Origin of the sequence: Streptomyces sp. NRRL F-5650, from assembly GCF_000721365.1 — a bacterium.
Taxonomy (GTDB): Bacteria; Actinomycetota; Actinomycetes; order Streptomycetales; family Streptomycetaceae; genus Streptomyces; species Streptomyces ardesiacus.
This window is the reverse complement of the sequence record NZ_JOGV01000041.1, coordinates 19,406-44,528: the sequence shown is the minus strand read 5'-3', so window position 1 is coordinate 44,528 and position 25,123 is coordinate 19,406. Positions and strand designations below refer to the sequence as shown.

Below are 25,123 nucleotides of genomic sequence, written 5' to 3'. Positions count from 1 at the left end.
TCCGCCCGTCCGCGTCCGCGGACACGGCCCACCCTGTGGCGCATGGCGACATGTGAAGTCTGCGGCAACCACTACGGAATGACCTTCGAGGTCCACGCCCAGGGAGCGGTGCACGTCTTCGACTGCTTCTCCTGCGCGATCCACCGGATGGCACCCATCTGCGAGCACTGCCGGGTGCAGATCATCGGCCAGGGCGTCGAGGTCGACGGCCACTGGTTCTGCGGCGCCCACTGCGCCCGCGCCGAGGGGAGGGCGGGCATCGTCGACAAGGTCTGACCGCGGCCCTCCCGGGGGGGACCTCCCCGCGAGGGCCGATCCCGGCCGAGGTACCGTCGACGCGTGTACCGCTTCCTGTTGTCCCGCCAGTGGGTGATCCTCACGCTGATCGCCGTGCTGCTCATCCCCACGATGATCAAGCTGGGCTTCTGGCAGATGCACCGCTACGAGGAACGCACCGCCCGGAACGACCTGGTCGCGCGCGCGCTCGAGGCGGCGCCGGCGCCCGTGGAGTCGCTGACCGCACCCGGCAAGAAGATCACCACGCGTGAGCGGTACCGGACCGTCACCGCGACGGGCCGCTTCGACACGGAGCACGAGGTTGTCGTCCGCCGCCGCACCGACTCCGACGACAACATCGGCTACCACGTGCTGACCCCGTTCGTGCTGGACGACGGCAAGGTCATGCTGGTCAACCGGGGCTGGATCCCCGCGGACGGCCCGAGCCAGACGGAGTTCCCGGAGATCCCCGCGCCGCCCCGGGGCGAGATCACCGTCACCGGGCGGCTGATGCCCGACGAGACGACCGAGGCGAGCGGCATCAAGGACCTCGAGGGCCTGCCGGACCGGCAGGTCATGCTCATCAACAGCGAGCAGCAGGCCGAGCGCCTGGGCGCCCGGGTGCTCGGCGGGTACGTCGTCCTGAAGACGCCGGAGCCCAAGGACAACAGCCCCGAGCCGATCGGCGGGCCCGGCAACGAGAACGCCGCGCTGAACTACGCGTACGCGATCCAGTGGTGGCTGTTCGCCGCGGCCGTACCGGTCGGCTGGTGGTTCCTGGTCCGCCGCGAGAAGCGCGAGCGCGAGGCCGGCGAGGACACGGAGCCGGCGCGTCCGGAACCCGCCGCGGTGTAGACGTGGGTGGTCCTGCGGTTCCGCCCGGTCGGCCCGGTGACACGGCCCTCGCCCCGTCCGGGCACGAGGGGGCAGGATAGGGCCATGGATCTTGGACTGAAGGACCGGGTGTACGTCGTCACGGGAGCCACCCGGGGCCTGGGCAACGCCGCCGCGCGCGAACTGCTCGCCGACGGGGCGAAGGTGGTCGTCACGGGCCGGGACGAGGAGAGCGCCGCGGCGGCGGCCTCGGCGCTGGGACCGGGGGCGGCCGGCGTGGCCGCCGACAACGCCGACCCGCAGGCCGCCGGACGGCTGATCGCGACGGCGCGTGAGCACTTCGGCCGTTTCGACGGCGTACTGATCAGCGTGGGCGGGCCGCCGCCCGGGTTCGTCGCCGACAACACGGACGAGCAGTGGCAGGCGGCGTTCGAGTCGGTGTTCCTCGGCGCGGTACGGCTGGCGCGGTCGGCCGCGGCCGAGCTGGAGGACGGCGGGGTGATCGGTTTCGTGCTGTCGGGCTCGGTGCACGAGCCGATCCCGGGTCTGACCATTTCCAACGGCCTGCGCCCGGGGCTGGCGGGCTTCGCCAAGTCCCTCGCCGACGAGCTGGGCCCGCGCGGCATCCGCGTCGTCGGCCTGCTGCCTGGGCGCATCGACACCGACCGGGTGCGCGAGCTGGACGGCCTGTCGGCCGACCCGGAGGCGACCAGGGCGGCCACCGAGTCCCGCATCCCCCTGCGCCGTTACGGCACCCCGGACGAGTTCGGCCGCGCCTGCGCGTTCCTGCTCTCCCCCGCGGCGTCGTACCTCACGGGCGTCATGCTGCCGGTGGACGGCGGCGTACGGCACGGGTTCTAGGCCGGACGGGGGACTGCCCCGTCGGTCTCAGCTCACGCGTTCGGCCCCGTGCTTGACGCCGCGCAGTTGGACCTCCGCCGGGAGGGCCGGCAGGGCGGCCGAGGTGCGGGCGTGGGCGAGGGCCCGGGTGGTGAGGTCGTGCAGGGCGGTGCCGGGGTCCACGTGCGGGGCCAGGAGCAGCCGGACGCGGGCCGCCGGGGCGTCGCGGCGGCCCATGAGCCGCACGCCGGCGCCCTCCACGCCGTCCACGCGCTCCGCCTCACCGGCGAGGACGTCCTCCAGCGCCCTGCCGCGCAGCGTGGCGCCCTCGCCGTCCCCGGTGTCGACGAGGACCTCGGTGAGCCTGCGGCGGCGTACCACCGCGACCAGCCACCACAGGGCGAGCAGCAGCAGGACGGCGAGCGCGGCGATGACGACCGGCCACCACCAGCCCGCGTCCCGCCACCGGGTCCGTTCGGCGTCACTGAGCAGCACGTCGTGCGGCCCCCGGTGGAGCCACCAGGAGGGCATCGGCGCGTCGAATCCCACGGCCAGCACGACGCCGCCGAGCGCCAGCAGGATCAGACCCACCAGGGCGGTCAGCGCCCGGTTCACCGTTGTGAGCACCGCGCTCACCCCTTCCGTCCGGGGCGCTTCACCCGCAGCGACACGGCGGGCGGCCGGGCCAGGCCGAGGCCGCGCACCGCGTCGTCGAGCACGCCGTCCAGGTCGGCCCGTACGTCGTCCAGTTCCCGGAAGTGCGACTGCGCCCGTACCCGGGCCCGGCGGCGGCGCACCCGCACGCGTGCCGACTGCACCCCGGAGACCTCCATGGCCCGGTCGCGCAGGACGGTGGCGGCGGCGTTCCGGTGCAGCCCGGCGCGCACGCCGGGGTGGGTACGGCGCATCGGCAGCAGCCGGCGCAGCCCCGGGGTGAGGGCCAGCACGAGCAGCCAGAGCCCGAGGGCCGCGGCGACTCCCGCACCGACCTGCACCCACGTGTCGTCGACGGGCCGTTCGGCGAGCTGCCGGGCCAGGTCCTGGCGCCAGCCGAGGGCGGCCCGCCCGGCGCGCACGGCGACGACGTCGTAGAGGAAGGCTCCGGCGAGGAGCAGGAGCAGGAGGGCGACGATTCCGGCCGGGACGCGGCGCGCGGACCAGAAGCGGCCGGCCCGGCCGACGGCGGGCGCGTCCGGGGCGCCGGGTCCCTGGTCGTCCGGCGCCGGGGCCGCGTAGGGTCCGCTGCCGCGTTCCACCACGGGCAGGCGCTGGGTGCTGCCCTCCCCGGTCCCGGCGCCCTGCGGCTCGCTCATCGGGTCCTCCCCTGCCTCGCGCTGTACTCCGCCGCCAGGTGCAGCCGCTCCACCCGGACGGCGACCTCCGGCACCGCCATGCCCACCAACGCGCGTACCCGCTGGACGACTTGGTGACGCACCCGGCCGCAGCGGGCGCCGATGTCACAGGGGTAGTCGAGTTCGAGGTGGACACTGACGCGGGCGGTGTCGTGGTGGACGACGACGGTGGCGTACGGGCGGGCCGCGTTCGGGTGGAGCGGGCCCAGGGCCTCGTGCGCCGCCCGCGCGGCGATCTTGGCGACGACCCGGTCGGCGATCCGGGTGGCACCGCGCTCGCCCGGCGCCACCCGGGCCAGGGGCTCCAGCAGCTCGCCGGCCGCGTCGCTCACGCCGGTCACCGCCGGCGGTCGTCGCGGGAGCGGAAGAAGTCGCCCAGGTCCATGTCGCCCTCCAGGAGGCGGCCGACGACGAACCCGACGGCTCCCAGGGCCGCCACCAGCAGAAAGGCGCCGAACCCGCCGAAGTATCCGGCGAAGCCCAGTGCCATGCCGGCGATCATGCCGACCACGGCCATGCTCATGGTGCGATCCCCTCGTCCACCGCTTCGTCCCTTCCGGTCTCGGTCCGCGTCACTTGATCCTGGGCTCCGGTTCCTCGTCCTCCTCGTCGGGCAGCTTCACGTCGGACACGGCGATGTTCACCTCGACGACCTCCAGACCGGTCATCCGCTCCACCGCCGCCACCACGTTCTCCCGCACGTCCTGGGCCACGTCCGCGATCGACACGCCGTACTCGACGACGATCTCCAGGTCGAGGGCGGTCTGCTTCTCGCCGACCTCGGCCTTCACGCCGCGGGTCACCCCGGACTTGGCCCCGCCGGGGACCCGGTCGCGCACGGCGCCGAAGGTGCGCGACATGCCGCTGCCCATCGCGTGGACACCGGCAACGTCGCGTGCCGCCATTCCGGTGATCTTCTCCACGACGCCGTCGGCGATGGTGGTGCGTCCCCGGGTGCCGGGGGCACCGCCGCCGCGCCGGACCGACTGGGCCTTGGCCGTGCCGGGGGTGTCGACCGTGTCCTGTCCGCTCCGGTGGCTCTCCATGTCACTCATGCCCGTACGTCCCTTCCGGTCGTAGTCCTGTCACCACGTTAGGCGGGGTTGCGCGGACGCGCGCCACGGGCGCGGCGGGCCGGAGGAACGGTGGCGGGGCTGCGCCGCGGGGAGCGCCCTACTCCCCGAGCCCCGCCAGGTCGCGCAGCCGGCGTCCCTGGGCGGCCCGTTCGGCGGCGCGCTGGGTCTCGTAGTCCCGCGTCCGGGCGCCCTGGAGCAGCGCCTTGGTCTCGACGACGGCGTCGCGCGGTGCGGCCAGGATCGCGGACACCAGGTCGTGCACCGTGCCGTCGAGCTGGTCCGCGGGGACGGCGAGGTTGGCCAGGCCGGTACCGACGGCCTCCTCGGCCGCGACGAAGCGCCCGGTCGCGCAGATCTCCAGCGCGCGGGCGTATCCGACCAGGGACACCAGGGGGTGGGTGCCCGTGAGGTCCGGCACCAGGCCCAGGCTGGTCTCGCGCATGGCGAACTGCACGTCGTCCGCGACGACCCGCAGGTCGCAGGCGAGGGCAAGCTGGAAACCGGCACCGATGGCGTGTCCCTGCACGGCGGCGACCGAGACGAGGTCGCTGCGCCGCCACCAGGTGAACGCCTCCTGGTACTCGGCGATGGTCGCGTCCAGCTCGGCGTCGCCGCCCCGGGCGAGGTCGATGAACGACGGTTCCCCGTCGAAGCCCTCGGGCGTGAACGCCTGCCGGTCGAGCCCGGCCGAGAAGGACTTGCCCTCGGCACGCAGCACCACGGCCCGGACGGAGCCCGGCAGCAGTCGGCCGGCCTCGGTGAGGGCCCGCCACAGAGCGGGGCTCTGCGCGTTGCGCTTGGCCGGGTTGGTCAGCGTCACCGTGGCGATCGCGTCGTCGACGGTGAGCCGCACGCCGTCCCGGTCGAGTGCGGGGTCGTGGGCGGGCGAAGCCATGGGGCGCCTCCGAAGGGTGCGGTCGTCGTCCCCGCCGGGCGCGGACTGCGCCGTGCGACGGCAGGGCTGAGTGACTGCACAGTAACCACCCGGAAGGCCGGACGACCGACCGGGTGGCCACCATCGCTTTCGAATCGCCTTCGAAGTCGGGGGCCGCCCGGAACGTCAGGCCGATGAGGCCTTTTTGCCCCGGGTAGCCCCGCCACGCCCTCGGAGCGTGACGCCCGACTCACTGAGCATGCGGTGCACGAAGCCATACGAGCGGCCGGTTTCTTCGGCCAACGCCCGGATGCTCGCACCGGCGTCGTACTTCTTCTTCAGGTCTGCCGCGAGCTTGTCGCGCGCGGCGCCGGTCACCCGGCTGCCCTTCTTCAGAGTCTCGGCCACCCGTGCCTCCTCATGGGAAGTGCGCTCTGGTACTCCTCATGATCACCCCTCATGGCGCTCATGGCCACCCATTCGGCAAGGTCGATGAGACAAGGATGTGACGACAGGAGCGGGCCCCCACATACGGAATCGGTGATTCCAGAGAATCGGGCGCGTTCGGCCGAACGGGTTTCTCCGCGTAGGTCCAGGTCAGAAAGGCGTCGCGGCCGGGGCCCCGGCAAAGGGGCCCCGGCCGCGAAATCGATGTAGGACACACCTCTTGATGAGGAGATCTCACACAGATGGTGGATCACGGATCGGCCGAATGATCCATACCGGTGGATCATCCATTCGATCAAGCGAAGACGACGCCCGGGCGAAGGCGACGATCAAGCGAAGACGACCACCGGGCGAGCGCCACGCTCAGGCGAGCGCGACGAGATCCGCGTAGTCGGCACCCCACAGGTCCTCCACGCCGTCCGGGAGCAGGATGATCCGCTCCGGCTGGAGCGCCTCGACGGCGCCCTCGTCGTGGGTGACCAGGACGACCGCGCCCTTGTAGGTGCGCAGCGCCCCGAGGATCTCCTCGCGGCTGGCCGGGTCGAGGTTGTTGGTGGGTTCGTCCAGGAGCAGCACGTTCGCCGAGGACACCACGAGGGTGGCCAGGGCGAGACGGGTCTTCTCGCCGCCGGAGAGGACGCCCGCGGGCTTGTCGACGTCGTCGCCGGAGAACAGGAACGAGCCCAGCGTCTTGCGGACCTCGACCAGGTCCAGGTCGGGGTTGGCCGAGCGCATGTTCTCCAGGACGGTGCGCTCGGGGTCGAGGGTCTCGTGCTCCTGCGCGTAGTAGCCGAGCTTGAGCCCGTGACCCTCGATCACCTGGCCGGTGTCGGGCTTCTCGACGCCGCCGAGCAGACGCAGCAGGGTGGTCTTGCCCGCGCCGTTGAGGCCGAGGATGACGACCCGGGAGCCCTTGTCGATGGCCAGGTCGACATCGGTGAAGATCTCCAGCGAGCCGTACGACTTCGACAGGCCCTCGGCGGTCAGCGGGGTCTTGCCGCAGGGCGCGGGCTCCGGGAAGCGGAGCTTGGCGACCTTGTCGGACTGGCGGACCGCCTCCAGGCCGCTGAGCAGCTTGTCGGCGCGGCGGGCCATGTTCTGCGCGGCGACGGTCTTGGTGGCCTTGGCGCGCATCTTGTCGGCCTGCGAGTGCAGCGCGGCGGCCTTCTTCTCGGCGTTGGCGCGCTCGCGCTTGCGGCGCTTCTCGTCGGCCTCGCGCTGCTGCTGGTACAGCTTCCAGCCCATGTTGTAGACGTCGATCTGCGAACGGTTGGCGTCCAGGTAGAACACCTTGTTGACGACCGTCTCGACCAGTTCCACGTCGTGGGAGATGACGATGAAGCCGCCGCGGTAGGTCTTGAGGTAGTCGCGCAGCCAGACGATCGAGTCGGCGTCGAGGTGGTTGGTCGGCTCGTCGAGCAGCAGCGTGTCGGCGTCCGAGAACAGGATCCGGGCCAGCTCGATGCGGCGGCGCTGACCGCCGGAGAGCGTGTGCAGGGGCTGGCCGAGCACCCGGTCGGGCAGGTTGAGCGCCGCGGCGATGGTGGCGGCCTCGGCCTCGGCGGCGTACCCGCCCTTGGTGAGGAACTCGGTCTCCTGGCGCTCGTACTGCCGCAGCGCCTTGTCGCGGGTGGCGCCCTGGCCGTTGGCGATGCGCTGTTCGTTCTCGCGCATCTTGCGGATCAGGACGTCCAGGCCGCGGGCGGACAGGATGCGGTCGCGGGCCAGCACGTCGAGGTCGCCGGTGCGCGGGTCCTGCGGGAGGTAGCCGACCTCGCCGGAGCGGGTGACGGCACCGGCGGCGGGCTGGCCCTCGCCGGCCAGCACCTTGGTGAGCGTGGTCTTGCCCGCGCCGTTGCGGCCGACCAGGCCGATGCGGTCGCCCTTGGCGACGCGGAAGGTGGCGCTTTCGATGAGGACGCGGGCACCGGCGCGCAGCTCGATGCCGGAAGCGGAGATCACGGTCAGACTCCTGGGCGGGTGGATTGGCGGGGTGGGCGGCTGTGGAGGTTCCCGCCGTCTAATGCACGAGGAGAATGGCCATGGGGGCCAGTCTAACGGGGCGGTGCAACCTGTTTTCCCGCGAGCGTCGCCGGGGGCCGTCCGAGCGGTGCCCGTGCGTTGTCAGTGGCCGGTGCAAGACTGGGCGAACGAGTCGAAAGCGGCTCCGGCCGCGGACCTGGCCAGGTCCCGACGACGAACCACCGGCTCACAAGGAAGTGATCGGCATGGCAGGCAATGACAGCGGGCGTCCGAGCATCTGCCCGACGCTCCGGTACGCGGACCCCAGGGCGGCGATCCGGCAGCTCACCACGGCCTTCGGCTTCACCGAGATCGCGGTCTACGAAGGCCAGGACGGCTCGGTGGCCCACGCCGAGCTGGGCCAGGGCAACGGCGTGGTCATGCTCGGCTCGAAGGGCAAGGGCGGCCGCTTCGACGAGGCGATGAAGAACGGCGGCGTCTCGGGGGTGTACGTCGTGGTGGCGGACGTCGACGCCCACCACCGGCGGGCCGTGGAGCAGGGCGCGGAGATCCTCATGCCCCCGACCGACCAGGACTACGGCTCCCGGGACTACATGGCCCGCGACCTGGAGGGCAACGTCTGGAGCTTCGGGACGTACGCGCCGGAGGCACTCGGGTAGCCTCCGGCGCTGCACCCACGGAGGGGGCTCCGGGCTCAGCCGGCCCCGGTGTGGACCTGGAAGGCCGCCCGGCGCACGGCCTTGGCCAGCGCGGGGTCGGGATGCGCGGCCGCGAGCGCGACCAGGACCTGCACGGTGCGGGGGTGGCCGACCGCGCGGACCTCGTCGAGCAGGGCCGGGACGGTGGGCTGCACCGCCGACTCCAGGTGCCGCACGAGCAGCGGGGCCTCCCCGTGGTCGGCGACGGCCGCCGCGGTGTCCACCCACAGCCAGGTGGCCTCCGTGCGGGTGAGGACCTCGTGGGCGTCCTCGGGGTCGGCACCGTCGTGCTCGGCCAGCCACAGCAGGGCGTACGGGCGCAGCGTCGGTTCGTCGAGGACGCCGCGCACGTCCGGCTCGGCGGGGGCGCCGACGACCCGCAGCGCGTCGAAGGCGAGGCCGCGCAGCAGGGCGTCCTCGCCGCGGGCGGCGCCGAGCAGTTCGGCGACGGCGCTGCCGACGGGGCGGGCGGCGAGCCAGGCCCGGTACTCGTCGCGGGCGGCGTTGGGGCGGAGCCGGGCGCAGCCGCGGAGCATGCCCTCGGCCGACTGCTCGATGTTGCCGGCGGGGCTCTGCGCGGCGACGCAGATCTGCTCCAGCTTGACCCAGACCGCCCAGCTCCCGAGCGGGGTGAGCGTGGCGTGTCCGTCGCCGCAGGTGAGGGCGCCGACGGAGGCGAGGGCGTGCAGGGCCCAGTCCAGCAGCGGGGCCAGCGGGGTGTCGGGGTCCTCGGCGGGCGGGACCGCTCCCGCGGTGCCGGCCTCCGGGCCGGGGCCGTAGGGCACCTCGCAGCGCTCGGTGCGCAGTTCGGTGACGCGCTGCTCCAGCAGGTCCAGGAGCTGCGCCACGGGGACGGGTCCGGCGGAGAGTTGGAGGAAGGAGAGCACCTGGGGCATCGCCGAGACGACCTCGGCGACGGCCGCCGGTTCCCCGGCGGGTTCGGGCTGGGCGAGCGACCAGGCGTCGAAGAGGGCGACCCAGCCGCGCAGCACGGCGCTGTCGTCGCGGTTCCAGGCGCGCAGGCGCCAGCCCGGGCGGGCGGTGTCGCCGTGCACCTCGATCAGTCCGGCGAGGCGGGCGGTGTCCCAGTCGGCCCGGACCTTGGCCACGGTGAGGCCCAGTTCGCGGGCCGCGTGGGCGGCGGTGGCGTCGGACAGGGTGGCCTTGCCGTCGGCGGTCGCGCTGCCGCGGCCGGGGCCGAGGGCGGAGTCGGCCCAGCGGGCGACACGGGCCGCGTCGGCGAGACCGGAACGTGCCATTCCGGCCAGTTCCGACCGGGCTGGTGTGCCTTCCGGGGGGCGCGGCGCGGGGCGGCGCGGACGCCGCTGATCGATCGCTCGGGGGGCGGCGGCCAGGGGTCGCGGGCGGACAAGTCGAAGCCTGGAGTCGCGCGGGATACGGGACGTCACGGGTGCAGTCTTCCGGTTGACGGTCCGAAAACCCAAACGGACGTCCCCGGCGGCCTCCTGGAGCGGTCGGCGCGGGGCTCGACGGACCTGTCCGGGCACCGGATCAGGCCAGTGGTACGGCACCGGAGGCGGCCGCGGCGACGCGGGCCGGGACGGCGACGCGACCGGGGTCGCCCGACGCGGCCCGCCGGCCCCGGGCGCGGGGGTCACGCCGCCGCGGTCGCACAGCCGGGGTCGCACTGGCGAGGTCGCACTCGCGAGGTCGCACCAGGGGGTCACACCAACGGGGTCATGAAGCGGCGCAGGGCCTCCTCGTAGCCCTCGGGGTCGGCGTTCCACATGGCGCCGTGCGGGGCGTCGCGGACCGTGTGCAGGGCGACCAGGCGCGAGTGGGTGTCGGCGAGGCGGCGGGAGAAGCGCCAGGGGGCCACCGCGTCGTCGGGGCCGTGGAAGATCAGGGTGGGCACCGACGGGCGGTACAGACCCGCCATGCCGGCGTCCCGGTCGGCGTGCAGACCGGCGCGGCCCTGCGCGGCCCGGACGGCGAGCGGGAGGAGCGCGGCGGGCGTGCGGCGGGCGGCGGCCAGGGCACGCAGGGTGGTCTCCCAGCTGAGCACCGGGGAGTCCAGGACGAGCCCCGCGATGCGCTCGCGCACGCCGGAGAGCGCGGCGGTACGCAGGGCCATGGTGGCGCCCGTGGACCAGCCGAGCAGGACGACCTTGCGGGCGCCGTGGTCGACGGCGTAGCGGACGGCGGCGTCCACGTCGCGCCACTCGGTCTCGCCGAAGTGGTGCACTCCGTCGGGAGAGGGCGGGGCGCCGACGTCGCCGCGGTGGGCGAGGGCGAGCACCGCGACGTTCCTGCGGTGCAGGGGAGCGATCAGGTTCAGGGCGTGTTCGCGGGTGGCGGCCAGGCCGTGCACGGCGATGATCCAGGTCGGCCGGGCCCCGGGCACGAACCAGGCCGGGAGCGGCCCGAGTTCCCCCGGTACCTCGACGTCGGTGTGGTCCAGGCCGAGGGCGGTGCCCGGGTTGCCGACGTACAGGTTCGGGGTCATCCACACCCGGTCGCCGGTGCGGAGGGTGCCGTGCGTGACGCGTTCGAGGCGGCGTACGACGGTGTCGGCGCCGTGTTCGGCGGTGCCGAGGACCGGGCCGACGACCGCGTGGGAGCCGTCGCCGGCCAGCCCGTACCGGCCCGGGCGCAGCGCGGCCAGGTCCCGGGTGAGGGTGATCTGCCCGGCGGCGGTGCCGTGCACGGTCAGCCGGGGCTCGGTGGGCAGGGGACGGCCGGGGGTCGCCTTGAGCGCGGCGTCGCTGGCCAGCCGGCCTGCGACGACGCTCGCCGCCCCGGTCGCCAGGGCTGCGGTGACGGCGGCTGCCGTCGCGGTGACAGTGCGCATGGGGCCAGTCTCCTGGGGGAGTACTCGGGCGGCCAGTGGACGCGTGACGGTGGGTGACGAGGTGCTCGTGTCCCGTAGCCGGTACCCCCTGAGGCGCCCGGCACGCACCTCGCGCCGGCCCTACTGGCCGTACCCGCTCAGCCGCTCGGCGGCCTCCGCCAGTTGGGCCGGTGTCAGCAGGGACGGCGAGTGGCCCGGCACCGAGGCGGCCGTCAGCCACAGGCGGCACATCCACTCGAGCTGGGCGGTGCGGTCGTAGGCCTGGTCGAGGGAGGTGCCGTAGGTGAGCGTGCCGTGGTTGCGGAGCAGGCAGCCGGTGCGGCCCGCGAGGGCGTCGAGCATGCCGCGGGCGAGTTCGCCGGTGCCGTAGGCCGCGTACGGGGCGACCCGGACGGGGCCGCCGAGGGCGGCGGTCATGTAGTGCACCGGCGGCAGTTCGGGCACCAGCAGGGAGACCGCCGTCGCGTGCACGGCGTGGGTGTGGACGACGGCGCGGGCGCCGGGGTCGGCGCGGTAGACGGCCAGGTGCATGGGCAGTTCGCTGGTGGGGACGAGGGTGCCGAGCACCTGGCGTCCGTCCAGGTCGACGCCGGTCGCGTCGGCCGGGGTCAGCCGGTCGTAGGGCACGCCCGAAGGGGTGACCAGGACCGTGTCGCCGACGCGTACCGAGACGTTGCCGGAGGTGCCGACCACCAGGCCGTCGGCGACCGTCCGCCGGGCCGTCGCGACCAGCTCCGCCCAGGCCGACTCCCTGGTCCCCTCACCCACCGGCCCCCGGGCTCCCTCCCCCGCCGGCCCCCGGGCCGGCTTCCGGCCCGGTGCCGAGTCCGTCCCCTTGGCCGCGTCCGCCTCCGTGGCCCGCGAATTCGTCACAGTCGCCGCCTCCTCCCGGGCCGCCCGCGCGCCCCTCGCCTCCGCCGCCGAACGGCCTTCCGGCGATCCTGCCAGGGCCGTCTCCGGAGAGCACCGGAACGGGCACGCAGAGGGAGGCTTCGGCACCGCTTCCGGTCACCGTGGCGCCCTGCCCAGTTCATCTTCCGTTCACCCTGGTTACCTACGTTCGTCGCGCCAACGACCTCGAACGATTGCCTGGGTAAATGGAAAGCTTCTCGCTGATCCTCGCGATTGTGGTGGTAACCGCACTCGCGTTTGATTTCACGAACGGTTTCCACGACACCGCGAACGCGATGGCAACGACCATTTCGACCGGTGCGCTCAAGCCCAAGGTGGCGGTGGCGATGTCCGCCGTCCTCAACCTTGTCGGCGCCTTCCTCTCGGTGGAGGTCGCCAACACGATCTCCAAAGGTCTCGTCGACGAGACCGGCATCCGTCCCGAGGTCATCTTCGCCGCCCTGGTCGGCGCGATCCTCTGGAACCTGCTGACCTGGCTGGTCGGCCTCCCGTCCAGTTCCTCGCACGCCCTGATGGGCGGCCTGATCGGTGCCGCCGTCGCCTCGGCCGGCATCGGCGCGGTCAACGGCGACGTACTCGTCACCAAGGTGCTCCTGCCCGCCGTCGCCGCCCCGATCGTGGCCGGCGTCGCGGCGATGCTCGCGACCCGCATGACGTACTCGCTGGGCCGCAAGGCCGACGGCAGGGCGGCCGCGAAGGGCTACCGCGCCGGCCAGATCGCCTCCGCCGGCCTGGTCTCGCTGGCCCACGGCACCAACGACGCCCAGAAGACCATGGGCATCATCACCCTCGCCCTGATCGCCGGCGGCGCGCTCGCCCCCGACTCCGACCCGCCCGTGTGGGTCATCCTGAGCGCGGGCCTCGCCATCGCGCTCGGCACCTACCTGGGCGGCTGGCGCATCATCCGCACCATGGGCAAGGGCCTGACCGACCTCCAGCCGCAGCAGGGCTTCGCCGCCCAGACCAGCGCCGCGACGGTCATCCTGGCCTCCTCCCACCTCGGCTTCTCCCTCTCCACCACGCACTCGGTCTCCGGTGCGGTGATGGGCGCGGGCCTCGGCCGCAAGGGCGGCGTGGTCCGCTGGTCCACGGCCACCCGGATGTTCGTCGCCTGGGGCCTGACGCTGCCGGCCGCGGCCCTGGTCGCCGCGCTCGCCGAGTGGGTCTGCCGCGCGGGCGACTGGGGCACGGCCCTCGTCGCGGTGTTCCTGGTCGCCTCCAGCTACGCGATCTGGCGGATCTCCCGCCGCGAGGTCGTCGACCACACCAACGTCGTCGACACGGACGAGCCCGCGTCGGCCACGCTTGCCGCGACGGCCGGGCCCGTCGGTGCGGCCGAGCCCGCCGGTGTGGTCACCACGGCCATGGCCGCCGTCGCACCGCCCCCTGCGGGCGTGACGGAGGACCTCACGGCCACCGTCCCGGCCCCGCCCGCCGCCGACCCCAAGGCCCCCTCGGCCACCACCGTCTGAGCCCCCGTCCCGGGTACGAAGGAAGCGAACCTCCATGAGCATCGACTGGGCAGCCCTCGGCTCCGTCTTCGGCGTCAGCCTCGTGGTCACGGTGGCCCTGGTGGGCCTGTTCACCCTCGGCATCGTCGGCCTCTCCCGCCAGGAGCGGGCCGCGGCGCAGGGCGGCTCCGCGGCCCTCGCGGTCACCGGCGCGTACGCGTGCTTCGCGGCCTGCACGGCTGCGGTGGCGTACGGGATCTACCTGATCGTCGCCTGAGCGCCCCCGGCACTGCCGCGCACGCCCGGGGCGGGGCGCGGAACGGACTCGCACCGTTCCGCGCCCCGCCTCTGCGCGTTCCGGCGCACACCTCACGGGTGTGGGCCTCCGCACACTCCCCCGCCGCAGGTCAACGCCAGGTTGACGGGTGTTCGCGGGCCGTGGTGGACTTCCGGGGCCATCTACGGCGGCAGGAGAGGAAGCCCGGTGCGAATCCGGCGCGGTCCCGCCACTGTGACCGGGGATCAGGACCCCCCCCGGGAGCCAGGAACTCTCACCGCCGGACTCTTCGAACCAGGGCGTGGACACCCTGAGTGAGGACATGACGCGATGCCCGGCTGCCGCCACCGTTCGACACCCCGTGCCAGGTGCTTCCCCGACCGTGTGACCGGCTGAGCCCGTGCGTGCCGGACGCGTCTTCGCGTACGGCGCCGCCGCCGGCCTCCTCGGCGACCTCCTCCTCGGCGACCCGCGCCGCGGACACCCGGTCGCCGCGTTCGGCCGTGCCGCGGGCGCCGTGGAACGGGTGCTGTGGCGGGACCACCGGGGCCGGGGCGCCGTGCACACCGCCGTGTGCGCCGGTGGCGCCGCCGCCCTCGGTGCGGCCGCCTCGCACGTCGTACGCCGCTCCCCCGCCGCCCGCGTCGCGCTGACCGGCGCGGCCACCTGGGCCGTGGTCGGCGGCACCTCGCTCGCCCGCGAGGCCACCGCGATCGGCCGGGCCCTGGAGGCCGGGGACGTCGAGGCGGCGCGGGCGCGGCTGCCGCACCTGTGCGGGCGGGACCCGCAGGCGCTGGACGCCGACGGGATCGCCAGGGCCGTCGTGGAGTCCGTCGCCGAGAACACCTCGGACGCGGTCGTGGGCGCCCTGGTGTGGGGCGCCGTGGCGGGAGTGCCCGGGCTGCTCGGCTTCCGGGCGGTCAACACGCTGGACGCCATGGTCGGCCACAAGTCGCCCAGGTACCGCCGCTACGGCTGGGCCTCGGCCCGCCTGGACGACCTCGCGGGCTGGCCGGGCGCCCGCCTGACCGCCGTCCTGACCACCGTGGCCGGTGGGCGTCCGCGCGGCGCCGCGAGGGCCTGGCGCGCGGACGCCCACCGGCACCCGAGCCCCAACGCCGGGCCCGTCGAGGCCTCCTTCGCGGGCGCCCTGGGCGTGCGGCTCGGCGGGACGCTCTCCTACGGCGGGCGGGTCGAGCACCGGCCCGTGCTCAACGGCGCCGCGGGCCGCCCCGTGCGGGCCGGTTCCGGCGACATCGACCGTGCCGTACGGCTGTCCCGGCGCGTGGGCTGGCTGGCGCTGGGCGTGTGCGCGGGCGCGCGGCTGCTCGCGCACGGCATCGTCACGAAGGGACGTACGTCATGAACGGTGGCCTGCTCGTGGCCGGCACCACCTCCGACGCCGGCAAGAGCGTCGTCACCGCCGGCATCTGCCGCTGGCTGGTGCGCCGGGGCGTGAAGGTGGCGCCGTTCAAGGCACAGAACATGTCCCTCAACTCGTTCGTGACCCGCGAGGGCGCCGAGATCGGGCGGGCGCAGGCCATGCAGGCCCAGGCCTGCCGGGTGGAGCCGACCGCCCACATGAACCCCGTGCTGCTCAAGCCCGGCGGGGAGCGCAGCAGCCAGGTCGTGCTGCTGGGCAGGCCGGTCGGCGAGATGAGCGCCCGCGGCTACCACGGCGGGCGCCAGCAGCGGCTGCTCGGCACCGTGCTGGACTCGCTCGCCGAACTCCGCGCCTCCTACGACGTGGTGATCTGCGAGGGGGCGGGCAGCCCCGCCGAGATCAACCTGCGCCGCACCGACATCGTCAACATGGGCATCGCCCGGGGCGCCGGGCTGCCCGTCCTGGTCGTCGGCGACATCGACCGCGGGGGCGTCTTCGCCTCCTTCTTCGGCACGGTGGCGCTGCTGGCGCCGGAGGACCAGGCACTGGTCGCCGGGTTCCTCGTCAACAAGTTCCGCGGCGACGTCTCGCTGCTGGAGCCGGGGCTGGAGATGCTGCACGGCCTCACCGGGCGGCGGGCCTACGGCGTGCTGCCGTTCCGGCACGGGCTCGGCATCGACGAGGAGGACGGGCTGCGTGTCTCGCTGCGCGGGAGCGTGCGGGAGTCGGCCGTCGCCCCGCCGGTGGGCGAGGACGTGCTGCGGATCGCCGTGTGCGCGGTGCCGCTGATGTCCAACTTCACGGACGTGGACGCGCTGGCCGCCGAGCCGGGCGTCGTGGTCCGGTTCGTGGACCGGCCGGAGGAACTCGCCGACGCCGACCTGGTGGTGGTGCCGGGCACGCGCGGGACGGTGCGGGCGCTTCGGTGGCTGCGGGAGCGGGGCCTCGCGGACGCGATCGCCCGCAGGGCCGCCGAGCGGCGCCCGGTGCTCGGGATCTGCGGCGGGTTCCAGCTCCTCGGCGAGCACATCGAGGACGAGGTCGAGTCCCGCGCCGGGCACGTGGACGGGCTCGGACTGCTGCCCGTGCGGGTGCGGTTCGCCCGCGAGAAGACCCTCGCGCGGCCCGTCGGAGAGGCCCTCGGCGAGCGCGTCGAGGGGTACGAGATCCACCACGGGGTCGCCGAGGTCGTGGGCGGCGACCCCTTCCTGGACGGCTGCCGGGCCGGACAGACCTGGGGCACGCACTGGCACGGCTCGCTGGAGTCGGACGGCTTCCGGCGGGCGTTCCTGCGCGAGGTGGCCGCCGCCGCGGGCCGCCGCTTCGTGCCGGCCCCCGACACCTCGTTCGCCGCGCTGCGCGAGGAGCAGCTCGACCGCCTCGGCGACCTGATCGAACACCACGCGGACACCGACGCGCTGTGGCGGCTCATCGAGTCCGGCGCGCCGCAAGGACTGCCCTTCATTCCACCGGGAGCGCCCGCATGAGCACTGTGCTGTTGTTGTCGACCGCCGACACGGACCTGCTGGCGGCCCGCGCGTCGGACGCCGCCTACCGGATCGGCAACCCGACCCGCGTCGACGTCCGCGAGGAGCTGCCGGGCCTGGTCGAGGGCGCGGACCTCGCCGTCGTGCGCCTGCTCGGCGGCAAGCGCGCCTGGGAGGACGGACTCGCCGCGCTGAAGGCCGCCGGCCTCCCGACCGTCCTGCTGGGCGGCGAGAGCGTGCCGGACGCGGAGCTGATGGCCGAGTCGTCGGTCCCGGCCGGAGTGGTGGCCGAGGCGCTGCGCTACCTGGTCGAGGGCGGCCCGGACAACCTCACCCAGCTCGCCCGGTTCCTGTCGGACACGGTGCTGCTGACCGGCGAGGGCTTCGACGAACCGCGGAAGATGCCGGAGTACGGCGTCCACGGGTCCCGGGACGTCGTGGCGGGCCGCCCCACCGTCGGCGTGCTCTTCTACCGCGCCCACCAGCTCAGCGGCAACACCGCGTTCGTCGACACGCTGTGCGACGCGATCGAGGCGCGCGGCGCCAACGCCCTGCCCGTGTACTGCGGCTCCCTGCGCGGCGCGGACCCCGGCCTGTACGAGCTGCTGGGCCGCGCCGACGCCCTCGTCGCCACCGTCCTCGCGGCGGGCGGCGCGCACGCCTCGCAGGCTTCGGCGGGCGGCGACGAGGAGGCCTGGGACATCGGGGCCCTGGCCGACCTGAACGTGCCGGTGCTGCAGGGGCTCTGCCTCACCTCCTCGCGGGCCGCCTGGCAGGACTCCGACGCCGCACTGTCCCCCATGGACGCGGCGATGCAGGTGGCCATCCCGGAGTTCGACGGGCGTCTGGTGACGGTGCCGTTCTCCTTCAAGGAACAGGGTCCGGACGACGTGCCGGTGTACGTCGCCGACCCCGAGCGGGCCGGACGGGTCGCCGGGATCGCCGTACGGCACGCGGCGCTGGGGCACAAGCCGAACGCCGACAAGAGGCTCGCGCTGGTCTTCACGGCGTACCCGACCAAGCACTCCCGCGTCGGCAACGCGGTCGGCCTGGACACCCCCGCGTCGGCGGTGCGGGTGCTGGACGCGCTCAGGGACGCGGGGTACGGGGTCACCGGATACCCGTCCGGGGGCGACGAGTTGATCCACCGCCTGATCGAGGCCGGCGGTCACGACGTCGAGTGGCTGACCGAGGACCAGCTCGCCGCCGCGCCCGCGCGGGTGCCGCTGGCCGACTACCGGGCCTGGTTCGAGAAGCTGGACCCGGAGCTGCGGGAGGCGATGACGCGGGCGTGGGGCGAGCCGCCGGGGTCGCTGTACGTCGACGGGGACGACATCGTGCTGGCGTCCCTGCAGTTCGGGAACGTCGTGGTGATGATCCAGCCGCCGCGCGGCTTCGGGGAGAACCCGATCGCGATCTACCACGACCCCGACATGCCGCCGTCGCACCACTACCTGGCCGCCTACCGCTGGCTGGACAACAGCTTCGGCGCCGACGCGATCGTGCACATGGGCAAGCACGGCACGATGGAGTGGCTGCCGGGCAAGGGCCTCGGCCTGAGCGCGGGCTGCGCACCGGACGCCGTGCTCGGCGACCTGCCGCTGGTCTACCCGTTCATCGTCAACGACCCCGGCGAGGGCACCCAGGCCAAGCGGCGCGGACACGCCACGGTGGTGGACCACCTGGTTCCGCCGATGGCCCGCGCCGACACCTACGGCGACCTGGCCAAGCTGGAGCAGCTCCTCGACGAGTACGCGCTCGTCTCCGACCTCGACCCGGCGAAGGCGCCGACGGTCCGCGCGCAGATCTGGACGCTGGTCAAGGCGGCCGAACTCCACCACGACCTGCACGTGGACGACCAGCCGGACGACGACGACTTCGACGAGTTCGTCATGCACATCGACGGCTACCTGTGCGAGATCAAGGACGTGCAGATCCGCGACGGCCTGCACGTCCTGGGCGGCGGTCCGGTCGGCGAGCCGCGCGTCAACCTGGTGCTGGCCGTGCTGCGCGCCTCCCAGGTGTGGGGCGGGCGGGCGAACGCCCTGCCGGGGCTGCGGGCGTCCCTGGCCGAGCACTTCGGGCTGGTGGAGAAGGAGCTGCTGGCCGAGCCGGGCGCCCCGGTGAAGGTGCCGGCGGAGCTGACGGACCTGGTGGACGGCCCGGCCCGGTCGGCGGCGGACGCGATCGACCTGCTGGAGCAGTTGTGCCGGCGCATCGCGGAGGGCATGGAACTGCGGGCGTGGGACGCGGCGGCGGCGCCGGGTCTGGTCCGCGACGTGCTCGGCGCCGAACTCCCCGACGCGGTCGCGGTGGTGGAGTTCGCCTGCACGGAGGTCGTGCCGCGGCTCGCCCGGACCACGGACGAGATCGGGCACATCCTGCGGGCCCTGGACGGCGGTTACGTCCCGGCCGGTCCGTCCGGCTCCCCGACCCGCGGCCTGGTCAACGTCCTGCCGACCGGCCGGAACTTCTACTCCGTCGACCCGAAGGCGATCCCGTCCCGGCTGAGCTGGGAGGTCGGTCAGTCGCTGGCCGACTCGCTCGTGCAGCGCTACCTGACCGACACCGGTGAGTACCCGAAGTCGGTCGGCCTGACGGTCTGGGGCACGTCGGCGATGCGCACCCAGGGCGACGACATCGCGGAGATCCTGGCGCTGCTGGGCTGCCGTCCCGTCTGGGACGACGCGTCGCGCCGGGTGACGGGCTTCGAGGTGGTCCCGCTCGCGGAGCTGGGCCGGCCGCGCGTGGACGTCACGGTGCGCATCTCGGGCTTCTTCCGGGACGCGTTCCCGCACGTGGTGGGGTTGATCGACGACGCGGTACGGGCGGTGGCGGAGCTGGACGAGCCCGCCTCGCGGAACTTCGTCCGCGCGCACGCCGACGAGGACACCGCCGAGCACGGCGACCGCCGCCGGGCGACCTCCCGCATCTTCGGCTCCAAGCCGGGCGCGTACGGCGCGGGTCTGCTGCCGCTGATCGACGCCCGGAACTGGCGCAGCGACGCGGACCTCGCGGAGGTGTACGCGGTGTGGGGCGGCTACGCCTACGGGCGCGGTCTTGACGGGCGGGCGGCGCGCGGCGACATGGAGACGGCGTTCCGGCGGATCGCGGTGGCGGCGAAGAATGTCGATACGCGTGAACATGACATCGCCGATGCGGACGACTACTTCCAGTATCACGGCGGCATGGTGGCGATGGTGCGGCACCTGACGGGAGAGAGTCCGGAGGCGTACGTCGGGGACTCCGCGACTCCGGACCAGGTGAAGACGCGGACGTTGGGCGAGGAGACGCACAGAGTCTTCCGAGCCCGGGTGGTCAATCCCAGGTGGATGGCGGCGATGCGGCGCCACGGCTACAAGGGCGCCTTCGAGATGGCGGCCACCGTGGACTACCTCTTCGGCTACGACGCCACGGCCGGGGTGGTGGACGACTGGATGTACGAGAAGCTCAGCGCGGAGTACGTCTTCGACGCGGAGAACCGGGAGTTCATGAAGAAGTCCAACCCGTGGGCGCTGCGCGGCATCACGGAACGGCTGCTGGAGGCGGCCGACCGCGGCCTGTGGGCCGAACCGGACGCGGAGACGCTGGAGCGGCTGCGCGCCACCTATCTGGAGCTCGAAGGCGACTTGGAGGGCGACGACAAGTGAGTACCCCGTTCCCGTTCACGGCCGTCGTGGGCCAGGACGACCTGCGGCTGGCGTTGCTGCTGAACGCGGTGTCACCCGCCGTCGGCGGTGTGCTGGTGCGCGGCGAGAAGGGCACCGCGAAGTCCACGGCCGTGCGCGCGCTGTCGGCGCTGATGCCGGAGGTGGACGTCGTCTCCGGGTGCCGTTTCTCCTGCGACCCCGGCTCCCCCGACCCGGGCTGCCCGGACGGCCCGCACGAGCCGCATGCCTTCGCCTCGCGTCCGGCCCGCATGGTGGAGCTGCCCGTCGGGGCCTCCGAGGACCGGCTGGTGGGCGCGCTGGACATCGAGCGGGCGCTGGCGGAGGGCGTGAAGGCCTTCGAGCCGGGGCTGCTGGCCGACGCGCACCGCGGGATCCTGTACGTCGACGAGGTCAACCTGCTCCACGACCACCTCGTGGACCTGCTGCTGGACGCCGCCGCGATGGGCGCCTCCTACGTCGAGCGCGAGGGCGTGTCGGTGCGGCACGCGGCGCGGTTCCTGCTCGTCGGGACCATGAACCCCGAAGAGGGCGAGCTGCGCCCGCAGTTGCTCGACCGCTTCGGCCTCACCGTCGAGGTCGCCGCCTCGCGCGAGCCCGACCAGCGCGTGGAGGTCGTGCGGCGCCGGCTGGCGTACGACGACGACCCGGCCGGTTTCGCCGCGCGCTGGGCCGACGAGGAGGCCGCCGTACGGGCGCGGATCGTGGCGGCGCGGGAGCTGCTGCCGTCGGTGCGGCTGGGCGACGGGGCGCTGCGGCAGATCGCGGCGACCTGTGCGGCCTTCGAGGTGGACGGCATGCGGGCCGACATCGTGATGGCGCGGACGGCGACCGCGCTCGCGGCCTGGGCCGGGCGGACGGAGGTGCTCGCGGAAGACGTACGGCAGGCGGCGCTGCTGGCGCTGCCGCACCGGCGGCGGCGCAATCCGTTCGACGCGCCGGGGCTCGACGAGGACAAGCTGGACGAGACGCTGGAGGAGTTCGGCGGGTCGGACGGGCGGGACGGGGACGGAGGCGGGGACGACGATCCCGGTCCGGGTCCCGGCGGCGGTCCCGGCGGCCGGCCCGAGCCCGACGACGCGCCCCAGGGGGACGGGGACGCCACCGCGCGCCCCGAGGCCGGGGAGGGTGGCGAGCCGCAGCCCTCCGGTGGTGCCGGTGAGCGGTCCCCCGCGCGGGCCGCCGAGCCGTTCCGGACCAAGGTGCTCAGCGTGCCGGGGCTCGGGGAGGGTGCCGCGGGGCGCCGTTCGCGGGCGCGGACCGAGCACGGGCGGACCATCGGGGCCCGGCGTCCCCGGGGGGCGCTGACCAAGCTGCACCTGGCCGCCACCGTGCAGGCCGCGGCACCGCACCAGCGGGCGCGGGGCCGCAGCGGGCCGGGGCTGGTGGTGCGGCGGGACGATCTGCGGCAGGCGAGCCGTGAGGGGCGTGAGGGCAACCTCGTGCTGTTCGTCGTGGACGCCTCCGGTTCGATGGCCGCGCGGCAGCGGATGGGTGCCGTCAAGGGTGCCGTGCTGTCGCTGCTGCTGGACGCGTACCAGCGGCGGGACAAGGTGGGGCTGGTGACCTTCCGGGGGTCGGCCGCCGACGTCGCCCTGCCGCCGACCTCGTCGGTGGACGCGGCGGCGGTGCGGCTGGAGTCGCTGCCGACGGGCGGGCGTACACCGCTGGCCGCCGGGCTGCTCAGGGCGCACGAGGTGCTGCGGGTGGAGCGGCTGCGGGATCCGGCACGGCGGGCGCTGGTCGTGGTGGTGACGGACGGGCGGGCGACGGGCGGTCCGGAGCCTGTCGCGCTGGCCTCGCGTGCGGCGCGGCTGTTCGCCGCCGAGGGCACCGCCTCCGTCGTCGTGGACTGCGAGTCGGGGCCCGTGCGGCTCGGGCTCGCCGGGCAGCTCGCGGGTGAGCTGGGCGGTACCGCGGTGACGCTGGACGAGCTGCGGGCGGACTCGATCGCCTCTCTCGTGAAGGACGTTCAGGGCAGCAGGAGGGCTGCGTAATGCCGCAGGGCAAGCCGAGTGTCGTACCGGACGACGGGCTGACGACCCGTCAGCGGCGCAATCGTCCGCTGGTCGTCGTGCACACCGGCGTCGGGAAGGGCAAGTCCACCGCCGCCTTCGGGCTGGCGCTGCGCGCCTGGAACCAGGGGTGGCCGATCGGGGTGTTCCAGTTCGTCAAGTCGGCCAAGTGGAAGGTCGGCGAGGAGAACGCGCTGCGGGTGCTGGGCGCCAGCGGCGAGGGCGGGTCCGTCGACTGGCACAAGATGGGCGAGGGCTGGTCCTGGGTCCAGCGCGACGCGCAGCTCGACAACGAGGAGAAGGCCCGGGAGGGCTGGGAGCAGGTCAAGCGGGACCTGGCCGCCGAGACGTACAAGCTGTACGTGCTGGACGAGTTCGCCTATCCGATGCACTGGGGCTGGGTCGACACCGACGAGGTGGTGTCCGTGCTGCGGGAGCGGCCGGGGACCCAGCACGTCGTGATCACCGGGCGGAACGCGCCCGCCGCCCTCGTGGACTTCGCCGATCTCGTCACCGACATGTCCAAGGTCAAGCATCCGATGGACGCGGGGCAGAAGGGGCAGAGGGGCATCGAGTGGTGACCTCCCCGGACTCCGGTGTTCCCCGGCTGGTCGTTGCCGCGCCCTCGTCCGGGAGCGGCAAGACCACCGTCGCCACCGGGCTGATGGCCGCGCTCACCGGGCGCGGGCTCGCCGTGTCGCCGCACAAGGTCGGGCCCGACTACATCGACCCCGGGTACCACGCGCTCGCGACCGGGCGGGTGGGGCGCAACCTCGACGCGTACCTGTGCGGGCCCGAGCTGGTCGGGCCGCTGTTCCTGCACGGGGCGCGCGGGTGCGACATCGCCGTGGTCGAGGGGGTGATGGGGCTGTACGACGGTGCCGCCGGGGAGGGCGAGCTGGCGTCCACCGCGCAGGTCGCCAAGCTGCTGCGGGCGCCGGTGGTGCTGGTCGTGGACGCGTCGTCGCAGTCGCGGTCGGTGGCGGCGCTGGTGCACGGGTTCGTGTCCTTCGACCCGGAGGTGCGGATCGGGGGCGTGATCCTGAACAAGGTCGCGTCGGACCGGCACGAGGCGTTGCTTCGGGAGGCGGTGGACTCCGTCGGGGTGCCGGTGCTCGGGGTTTTGCGGCGGGCCGCGCGGGTCGACGTGCCGTCGCGGCATCTGGGGCTGGTGCCTGTCGCCGAGCGGGGCTCGGATGCGGTGGACGCCGTGGCGGCGATGGGTGCGCAGGTTGCCGCGGGGTGTGACCTGGAGGCGTTGGTCGGGTTGGCGCGGGCTGCCGGGCCGTTGCCGGGGGGCTCCGCCCCCTGGACCCCCGGGCCTGTGCCCACCCACCGCCCGACCACCCACCACCCGGCTCGGTCGGTCGAGAGGTCGACGCCCCGCGTCGCCGTCGCCGGCGGACCCGCCTTCACGTTCTCCTACGCCGAGCACACCGAGCTGCTCGCCGCCGCCGGGGCCGAGGTCGTGACGTTCGATCCGTTGCGGGACGAGGAGCTGCCCGAGGGGACCGCCGGGCTCGTCGTCGGGGGCGGCTTCCCCGAGGTGTACGCCTCCGAGCTGTCCGCCAACGAGGGGCTGCGGAAGTCCGTCGCCGAGCTGGCGCTGAGCGGCGCTCCCGTCGCCGCCGAGTGTGCGGGGCTGCTGTATCTGTGCCGGGAGCTGGACGGGCTGCCGATGTGCGGGGTGCTGGACGCCTCCGCGCGGATGTCGGAGCGGCTGACGCTGGGCTACCGGGCCGCGGTGGCGGTGTCGGACAGCGTGCTGGCCGGGGCGGGGACGCGGATGCGGGGGCACGAGTTCCACCGGACGGTGGTGGAGCCGGGCGCCGGGGCCGCGCCGGCGTGGGGGATGCGGGCGCCCGAGCGGCGCGTCGAGGGATTCGTGGAGCGCGGTGTGCACGCGAGCTATCTGCACACGCACTGGGCGGCCGAGCCCGGTGTCGCCCGTCGGTTCGTGGAGAGGTGCCGGACGTCATGAGCAGCAGGCTGATCGGGGTGGGGGTCGGGCCCGGGGACCCCGAGCTGGTGACCGTGAAGGGGGTCAACGCCTTGCGGGACGCCGATGTCGTCGTCGTCCCCGTGATGGCCGCTCCCGACGGGACGGACGGCGGCGAGCGCGGGCGCGCCGAGGCGACCGTGCTGCACTACGTGGGCGCCGAGAACGTCGTGCGGGTGGTGTTCGCGCTGAACGAGCGCGCCGACCGGGCGCGGCGCGAGGCTGCCTGGGACGCGGCCGGGGAGCGGGTGGCCGGGCTGCTGCGGGAGCATGCCACCGTCGCCTTCGCGACCATCGGCGATCCCAACGTCTACTCGACCTTCACCTATCTCGCGCAGACCGTCGGAGCGCTCGTGCCGGGGACGGTCGTGGAGACCGTGCCCGGGATCACCGCCATGCAGGATCTCGCGGCGCGGTCGGGTGCGGTGCTGACCGAGGGCACCGAGCCGTTGACGCTGGTGCCGGTCACGGCGGGGGCCGCCGTGCTCAAGGAGGCGCTGCACGGGCCCGGCACGGTCGTCGCCTACAAGTTCGGCCGGCAGGCGGCCGAGGTTGCGGAGGCGCTGCGGGAGAGCGGGCGCCTCGACGACGCCGTGTGGGGGTCGGCGCTCGGGCTGCCGGAGGAGTCCGTACGGCCCGCCGGTGAGCTGGACGGGGCACCGTTGCCGTATCTGTCGACGCTCATCGCGCCCGCCCGGCGCGAGGGCGGGCGGGGCGGGAAGCTGTGACCGCCTCCCG

At 74.2% G+C, this 25,123-nt stretch carries 24 protein-coding genes and 1 riboswitch; of the genes, 13 read left to right on the top strand and 11 right to left on the bottom strand.

The window, feature by feature from the left end; all coding sequences use genetic code 11:
* Positions 1 to 42 precede the first annotated feature (42 nt).
* From IG88_RS0129280 to IG88_RS0129270, 3 genes are all read left to right on the top strand, one after another.
* The gene (locus IG88_RS0129280; RefSeq protein ID WP_031047651.1) at positions 43 to 276 is read left to right on the top strand and encodes a hypothetical protein; all 234 of its coding nucleotides are present in this window, start codon (positions 43 to 45) and stop codon (positions 274 to 276) included.
* 63 nt (positions 277 to 339) lie between these two features.
* A complete protein-coding gene (locus tag IG88_RS0129275) occupies positions 340 to 1,131 on the top strand; it encodes an SURF1 family protein (RefSeq protein WP_031047649.1) in 792 nt (263 codons plus the stop codon).
* Between the two features lie 84 nt (positions 1,132 to 1,215).
* Positions 1,216 to 1,971: an SDR family oxidoreductase gene (locus IG88_RS0129270; RefSeq protein WP_031047647.1), complete on the top strand. Its 756-nt coding sequence runs from the start codon at positions 1,216 to 1,218 to the stop codon at positions 1,969 to 1,971.
* Positions 1,972 to 1,998: 27 nt separating this feature from the next.
* Here the strand turns inward: IG88_RS0129270 and amaP are convergent, their stop codons facing one another.
* The 8 genes from amaP to IG88_RS0129230 all read right to left on the bottom strand — a co-directional run bounded on the left by amaP (position 1,999) and on the right by IG88_RS0129230 (position 7,661).
* The gene (amaP, locus tag IG88_RS0129265) at positions 1,999 to 2,586 is read right to left on the bottom strand and encodes an alkaline shock response membrane anchor protein AmaP (protein WP_031047644.1); all 588 of its coding nucleotides are present in this window, start codon (positions 2,584 to 2,586) and stop codon (positions 1,999 to 2,001) included.
* Positions 2,583 to 3,263 carry a DUF6286 domain-containing protein gene (locus IG88_RS0129260; protein ID WP_031047641.1) on the bottom strand — a complete coding sequence of 227 codons (681 nt, stop codon included), beginning with the start codon at positions 3,261 to 3,263 and terminating at the stop codon, positions 2,583 to 2,585. The genes amaP and IG88_RS0129260 overlap by 4 nt, the downstream gene beginning before the upstream one ends.
* Positions 3,260 to 3,643: an Asp23/Gls24 family envelope stress response protein gene (locus IG88_RS0129255; protein ID WP_031047638.1), complete on the bottom strand. Its 384-nt coding sequence runs from the start codon at positions 3,641 to 3,643 to the stop codon at positions 3,260 to 3,262. Before IG88_RS0129255 ends, IG88_RS0129260 begins: the two co-directional genes overlap by 4 nt.
* On the bottom strand, positions 3,640 to 3,825 hold the full coding sequence (locus IG88_RS0129250; protein ID WP_031047637.1) for a hypothetical protein: 186 nt from the start codon (positions 3,823 to 3,825) through the stop codon (positions 3,640 to 3,642). Before IG88_RS0129250 ends, IG88_RS0129255 begins: the two co-directional genes overlap by 4 nt.
* A gap of 49 nt (positions 3,826 to 3,874) precedes the next feature.
* Entirely contained in the window at positions 3,875 to 4,357 is a 483-nt protein-coding gene (locus IG88_RS0129245) for an Asp23/Gls24 family envelope stress response protein (RefSeq protein ID WP_031047634.1), read from the bottom strand.
* A gap of 118 nt (positions 4,358 to 4,475) precedes the next feature.
* Positions 4,476 to 5,273 (bottom strand): enoyl-CoA hydratase/isomerase family protein, encoded by a 798-nt coding sequence (locus tag IG88_RS0129240; protein WP_031047633.1) that lies wholly within the window; start codon positions 5,271 to 5,273, stop codon positions 4,476 to 4,478.
* A gap of 165 nt (positions 5,274 to 5,438) precedes the next feature.
* Positions 5,439 to 5,660 (bottom strand): helix-turn-helix domain-containing protein, encoded by a 222-nt coding sequence (locus IG88_RS0129235; RefSeq protein WP_030404458.1) that lies wholly within the window; start codon positions 5,658 to 5,660, stop codon positions 5,439 to 5,441.
* Positions 5,661 to 6,062: 402 nt separating this feature from the next.
* Positions 6,063 to 7,661, bottom strand: a complete 1,599-nt coding sequence (locus IG88_RS0129230) for an ABC-F family ATP-binding cassette domain-containing protein (RefSeq protein ID WP_031047630.1) — start codon at positions 7,659 to 7,661, stop codon at positions 6,063 to 6,065.
* Between the two features lie 266 nt (positions 7,662 to 7,927).
* Between IG88_RS0129230 and IG88_RS0129225 the strand changes: the two genes are divergently transcribed.
* The gene (locus IG88_RS0129225; RefSeq protein WP_037836958.1) at positions 7,928 to 8,341 is read left to right on the top strand and encodes a VOC family protein; all 414 of its coding nucleotides are present in this window, start codon (positions 7,928 to 7,930) and stop codon (positions 8,339 to 8,341) included.
* A gap of 35 nt (positions 8,342 to 8,376) precedes the next feature.
* Here the strand turns inward: IG88_RS0129225 and IG88_RS0129220 are convergent, their stop codons facing one another.
* The 3 genes from IG88_RS0129220 to IG88_RS0129210 form a co-directional block, all read right to left on the bottom strand.
* The gene (locus IG88_RS0129220) at positions 8,377 to 9,789 is read right to left on the bottom strand and encodes a hypothetical protein (protein WP_199807516.1); all 1,413 of its coding nucleotides are present in this window, start codon (positions 9,787 to 9,789) and stop codon (positions 8,377 to 8,379) included.
* A gap of 275 nt (positions 9,790 to 10,064) precedes the next feature.
* Positions 10,065 to 11,192: an alpha/beta hydrolase gene (locus IG88_RS0129215; protein WP_031047620.1), complete on the bottom strand. Its 1,128-nt coding sequence runs from the start codon at positions 11,190 to 11,192 to the stop codon at positions 10,065 to 10,067.
* Positions 11,193 to 11,312: 120 nt separating this feature from the next.
* On the bottom strand, positions 11,313 to 11,960 hold the full coding sequence (locus IG88_RS0129210) for a class II aldolase/adducin family protein (protein WP_031047617.1): 648 nt from the start codon (positions 11,958 to 11,960) through the stop codon (positions 11,313 to 11,315).
* A 329-nt stretch (positions 11,961 to 12,289) separates the two neighbouring features.
* Here IG88_RS0129210 and IG88_RS0129205 point away from each other — a divergent pair, with 329 nt between their 5' ends.
* The 9 genes from IG88_RS0129205 (at position 12,290) to cobI (ending at position 25,113) form a co-directional block, all read left to right on the top strand.
* Positions 12,290 to 13,576 (top strand): inorganic phosphate transporter, encoded by a 1,287-nt coding sequence (locus tag IG88_RS0129205; protein WP_031047615.1) that lies wholly within the window; start codon positions 12,290 to 12,292, stop codon positions 13,574 to 13,576.
* A gap of 34 nt (positions 13,577 to 13,610) precedes the next feature.
* A complete protein-coding gene (locus IG88_RS0129200; RefSeq protein ID WP_031047613.1) occupies positions 13,611 to 13,832 on the top strand; it encodes a hypothetical protein in 222 nt (73 codons plus the stop codon).
* Between the two features lie 195 nt (positions 13,833 to 14,027).
* A riboswitch (cobalamin riboswitch) is annotated at positions 14,028 to 14,106 on the top strand.
* Between the two features lie 126 nt (positions 14,107 to 14,232).
* Positions 14,233 to 15,198, top strand: a complete 966-nt coding sequence (locus IG88_RS0129195) for a cobalamin biosynthesis protein (RefSeq protein ID WP_031047612.1) — start codon at positions 14,233 to 14,235, stop codon at positions 15,196 to 15,198.
* The gene (locus tag IG88_RS0129190) at positions 15,195 to 16,703 is read left to right on the top strand and encodes a cobyric acid synthase (RefSeq protein WP_031047611.1); all 1,509 of its coding nucleotides are present in this window, start codon (positions 15,195 to 15,197) and stop codon (positions 16,701 to 16,703) included. Before IG88_RS0129195 ends, IG88_RS0129190 begins: the two co-directional genes overlap by 4 nt.
* Positions 16,700 to 20,353 (top strand): cobaltochelatase subunit CobN, encoded by a 3,654-nt coding sequence (cobN, locus tag IG88_RS0129185; RefSeq protein ID WP_031047610.1) that lies wholly within the window; start codon positions 16,700 to 16,702, stop codon positions 20,351 to 20,353. Before IG88_RS0129190 ends, cobN begins: the two co-directional genes overlap by 4 nt.
* Positions 20,350 to 22,368 carry a putative cobaltochelatase gene (locus IG88_RS0129180; protein WP_031047607.1) on the top strand — a complete coding sequence of 673 codons (2,019 nt, stop codon included), beginning with the start codon at positions 20,350 to 20,352 and terminating at the stop codon, positions 22,366 to 22,368. Before cobN ends, IG88_RS0129180 begins: the two co-directional genes overlap by 4 nt.
* Positions 22,368 to 22,967, top strand: coding sequence for a cob(I)yrinic acid a,c-diamide adenosyltransferase (gene cobO, locus IG88_RS0129175; RefSeq protein ID WP_031047604.1), 600 nt, complete (start codon positions 22,368 to 22,370; stop codon positions 22,965 to 22,967). The genes IG88_RS0129180 and cobO overlap by 1 nt, the downstream gene beginning before the upstream one ends.
* Positions 22,964 to 24,367 carry a cobyrinate a,c-diamide synthase gene (locus tag IG88_RS0129170; RefSeq protein WP_031047600.1) on the top strand — a complete coding sequence of 468 codons (1,404 nt, stop codon included), beginning with the start codon at positions 22,964 to 22,966 and terminating at the stop codon, positions 24,365 to 24,367. The genes cobO and IG88_RS0129170 overlap by 4 nt, the downstream gene beginning before the upstream one ends.
* Positions 24,364 to 25,113, top strand: coding sequence for a precorrin-2 C(20)-methyltransferase (gene cobI / locus IG88_RS0129165; RefSeq protein ID WP_031047598.1), 750 nt, complete (start codon positions 24,364 to 24,366; stop codon positions 25,111 to 25,113). The genes IG88_RS0129170 and cobI overlap by 4 nt, the downstream gene beginning before the upstream one ends.
* The last annotated feature ends 10 nt before the right edge of the window (positions 25,114 to 25,123 follow it).

Bases quoted from the DNA above. Each gene is read 5' to 3' on its own strand.
- IG88_RS0129280 (WP_031047651.1), top strand. From the start codon at position 43: ATGGCGACATGTGAAGTCTGCGGCAACCACTACGGAATGACCTTCGAG.
- IG88_RS0129270 (WP_031047647.1), top strand. From the start codon at position 1,216: ATGGATCTTGGACTGAAGGACCGGGTGTACGTCGTCACGGGAGCCACC.
- IG88_RS0129260 (WP_031047641.1), bottom strand. From the start codon at position 3,263: ATGAGCGAGCCGCAGGGCGCCGGGACCGGGGAGGGCAGCACCCAGCGC.
- IG88_RS0129250 (WP_031047637.1), bottom strand. From the start codon at position 3,825: ATGAGCATGGCCGTGGTCGGCATGATCGCCGGCATGGCACTGGGCTTC.
- IG88_RS0129245 (WP_031047634.1), bottom strand. From the start codon at position 4,357: ATGAGTGACATGGAGAGCCACCGGAGCGGACAGGACACGGTCGACACC.
- IG88_RS0129240 (WP_031047633.1), bottom strand. From the start codon at position 5,273: ATGGCTTCGCCCGCCCACGACCCCGCACTCGACCGGGACGGCGTGCGG.
- IG88_RS0129225 (WP_037836958.1), top strand. From the start codon at position 7,928: ATGGCAGGCAATGACAGCGGGCGTCCGAGCATCTGCCCGACGCTCCGG.
- IG88_RS0129215 (WP_031047620.1), bottom strand. From the start codon at position 11,192: ATGCGCACTGTCACCGCGACGGCAGCCGCCGTCACCGCAGCCCTGGCG.
- IG88_RS0129205 (WP_031047615.1), top strand. From the start codon at position 12,290: ATGGAAAGCTTCTCGCTGATCCTCGCGATTGTGGTGGTAACCGCACTC.
- IG88_RS0129200 (WP_031047613.1), top strand. From the start codon at position 13,611: ATGAGCATCGACTGGGCAGCCCTCGGCTCCGTCTTCGGCGTCAGCCTC.
- IG88_RS0129190 (WP_031047611.1), top strand. From the start codon at position 15,195: ATGAACGGTGGCCTGCTCGTGGCCGGCACCACCTCCGACGCCGGCAAG.
- cobN (WP_031047610.1), top strand. From the start codon at position 16,700: ATGAGCACTGTGCTGTTGTTGTCGACCGCCGACACGGACCTGCTGGCG.
- cobO (WP_031047604.1), top strand. From the start codon at position 22,368: ATGCCGCAGGGCAAGCCGAGTGTCGTACCGGACGACGGGCTGACGACC.
- cobI (WP_031047598.1), top strand. From the start codon at position 24,364: ATGAGCAGCAGGCTGATCGGGGTGGGGGTCGGGCCCGGGGACCCCGAG.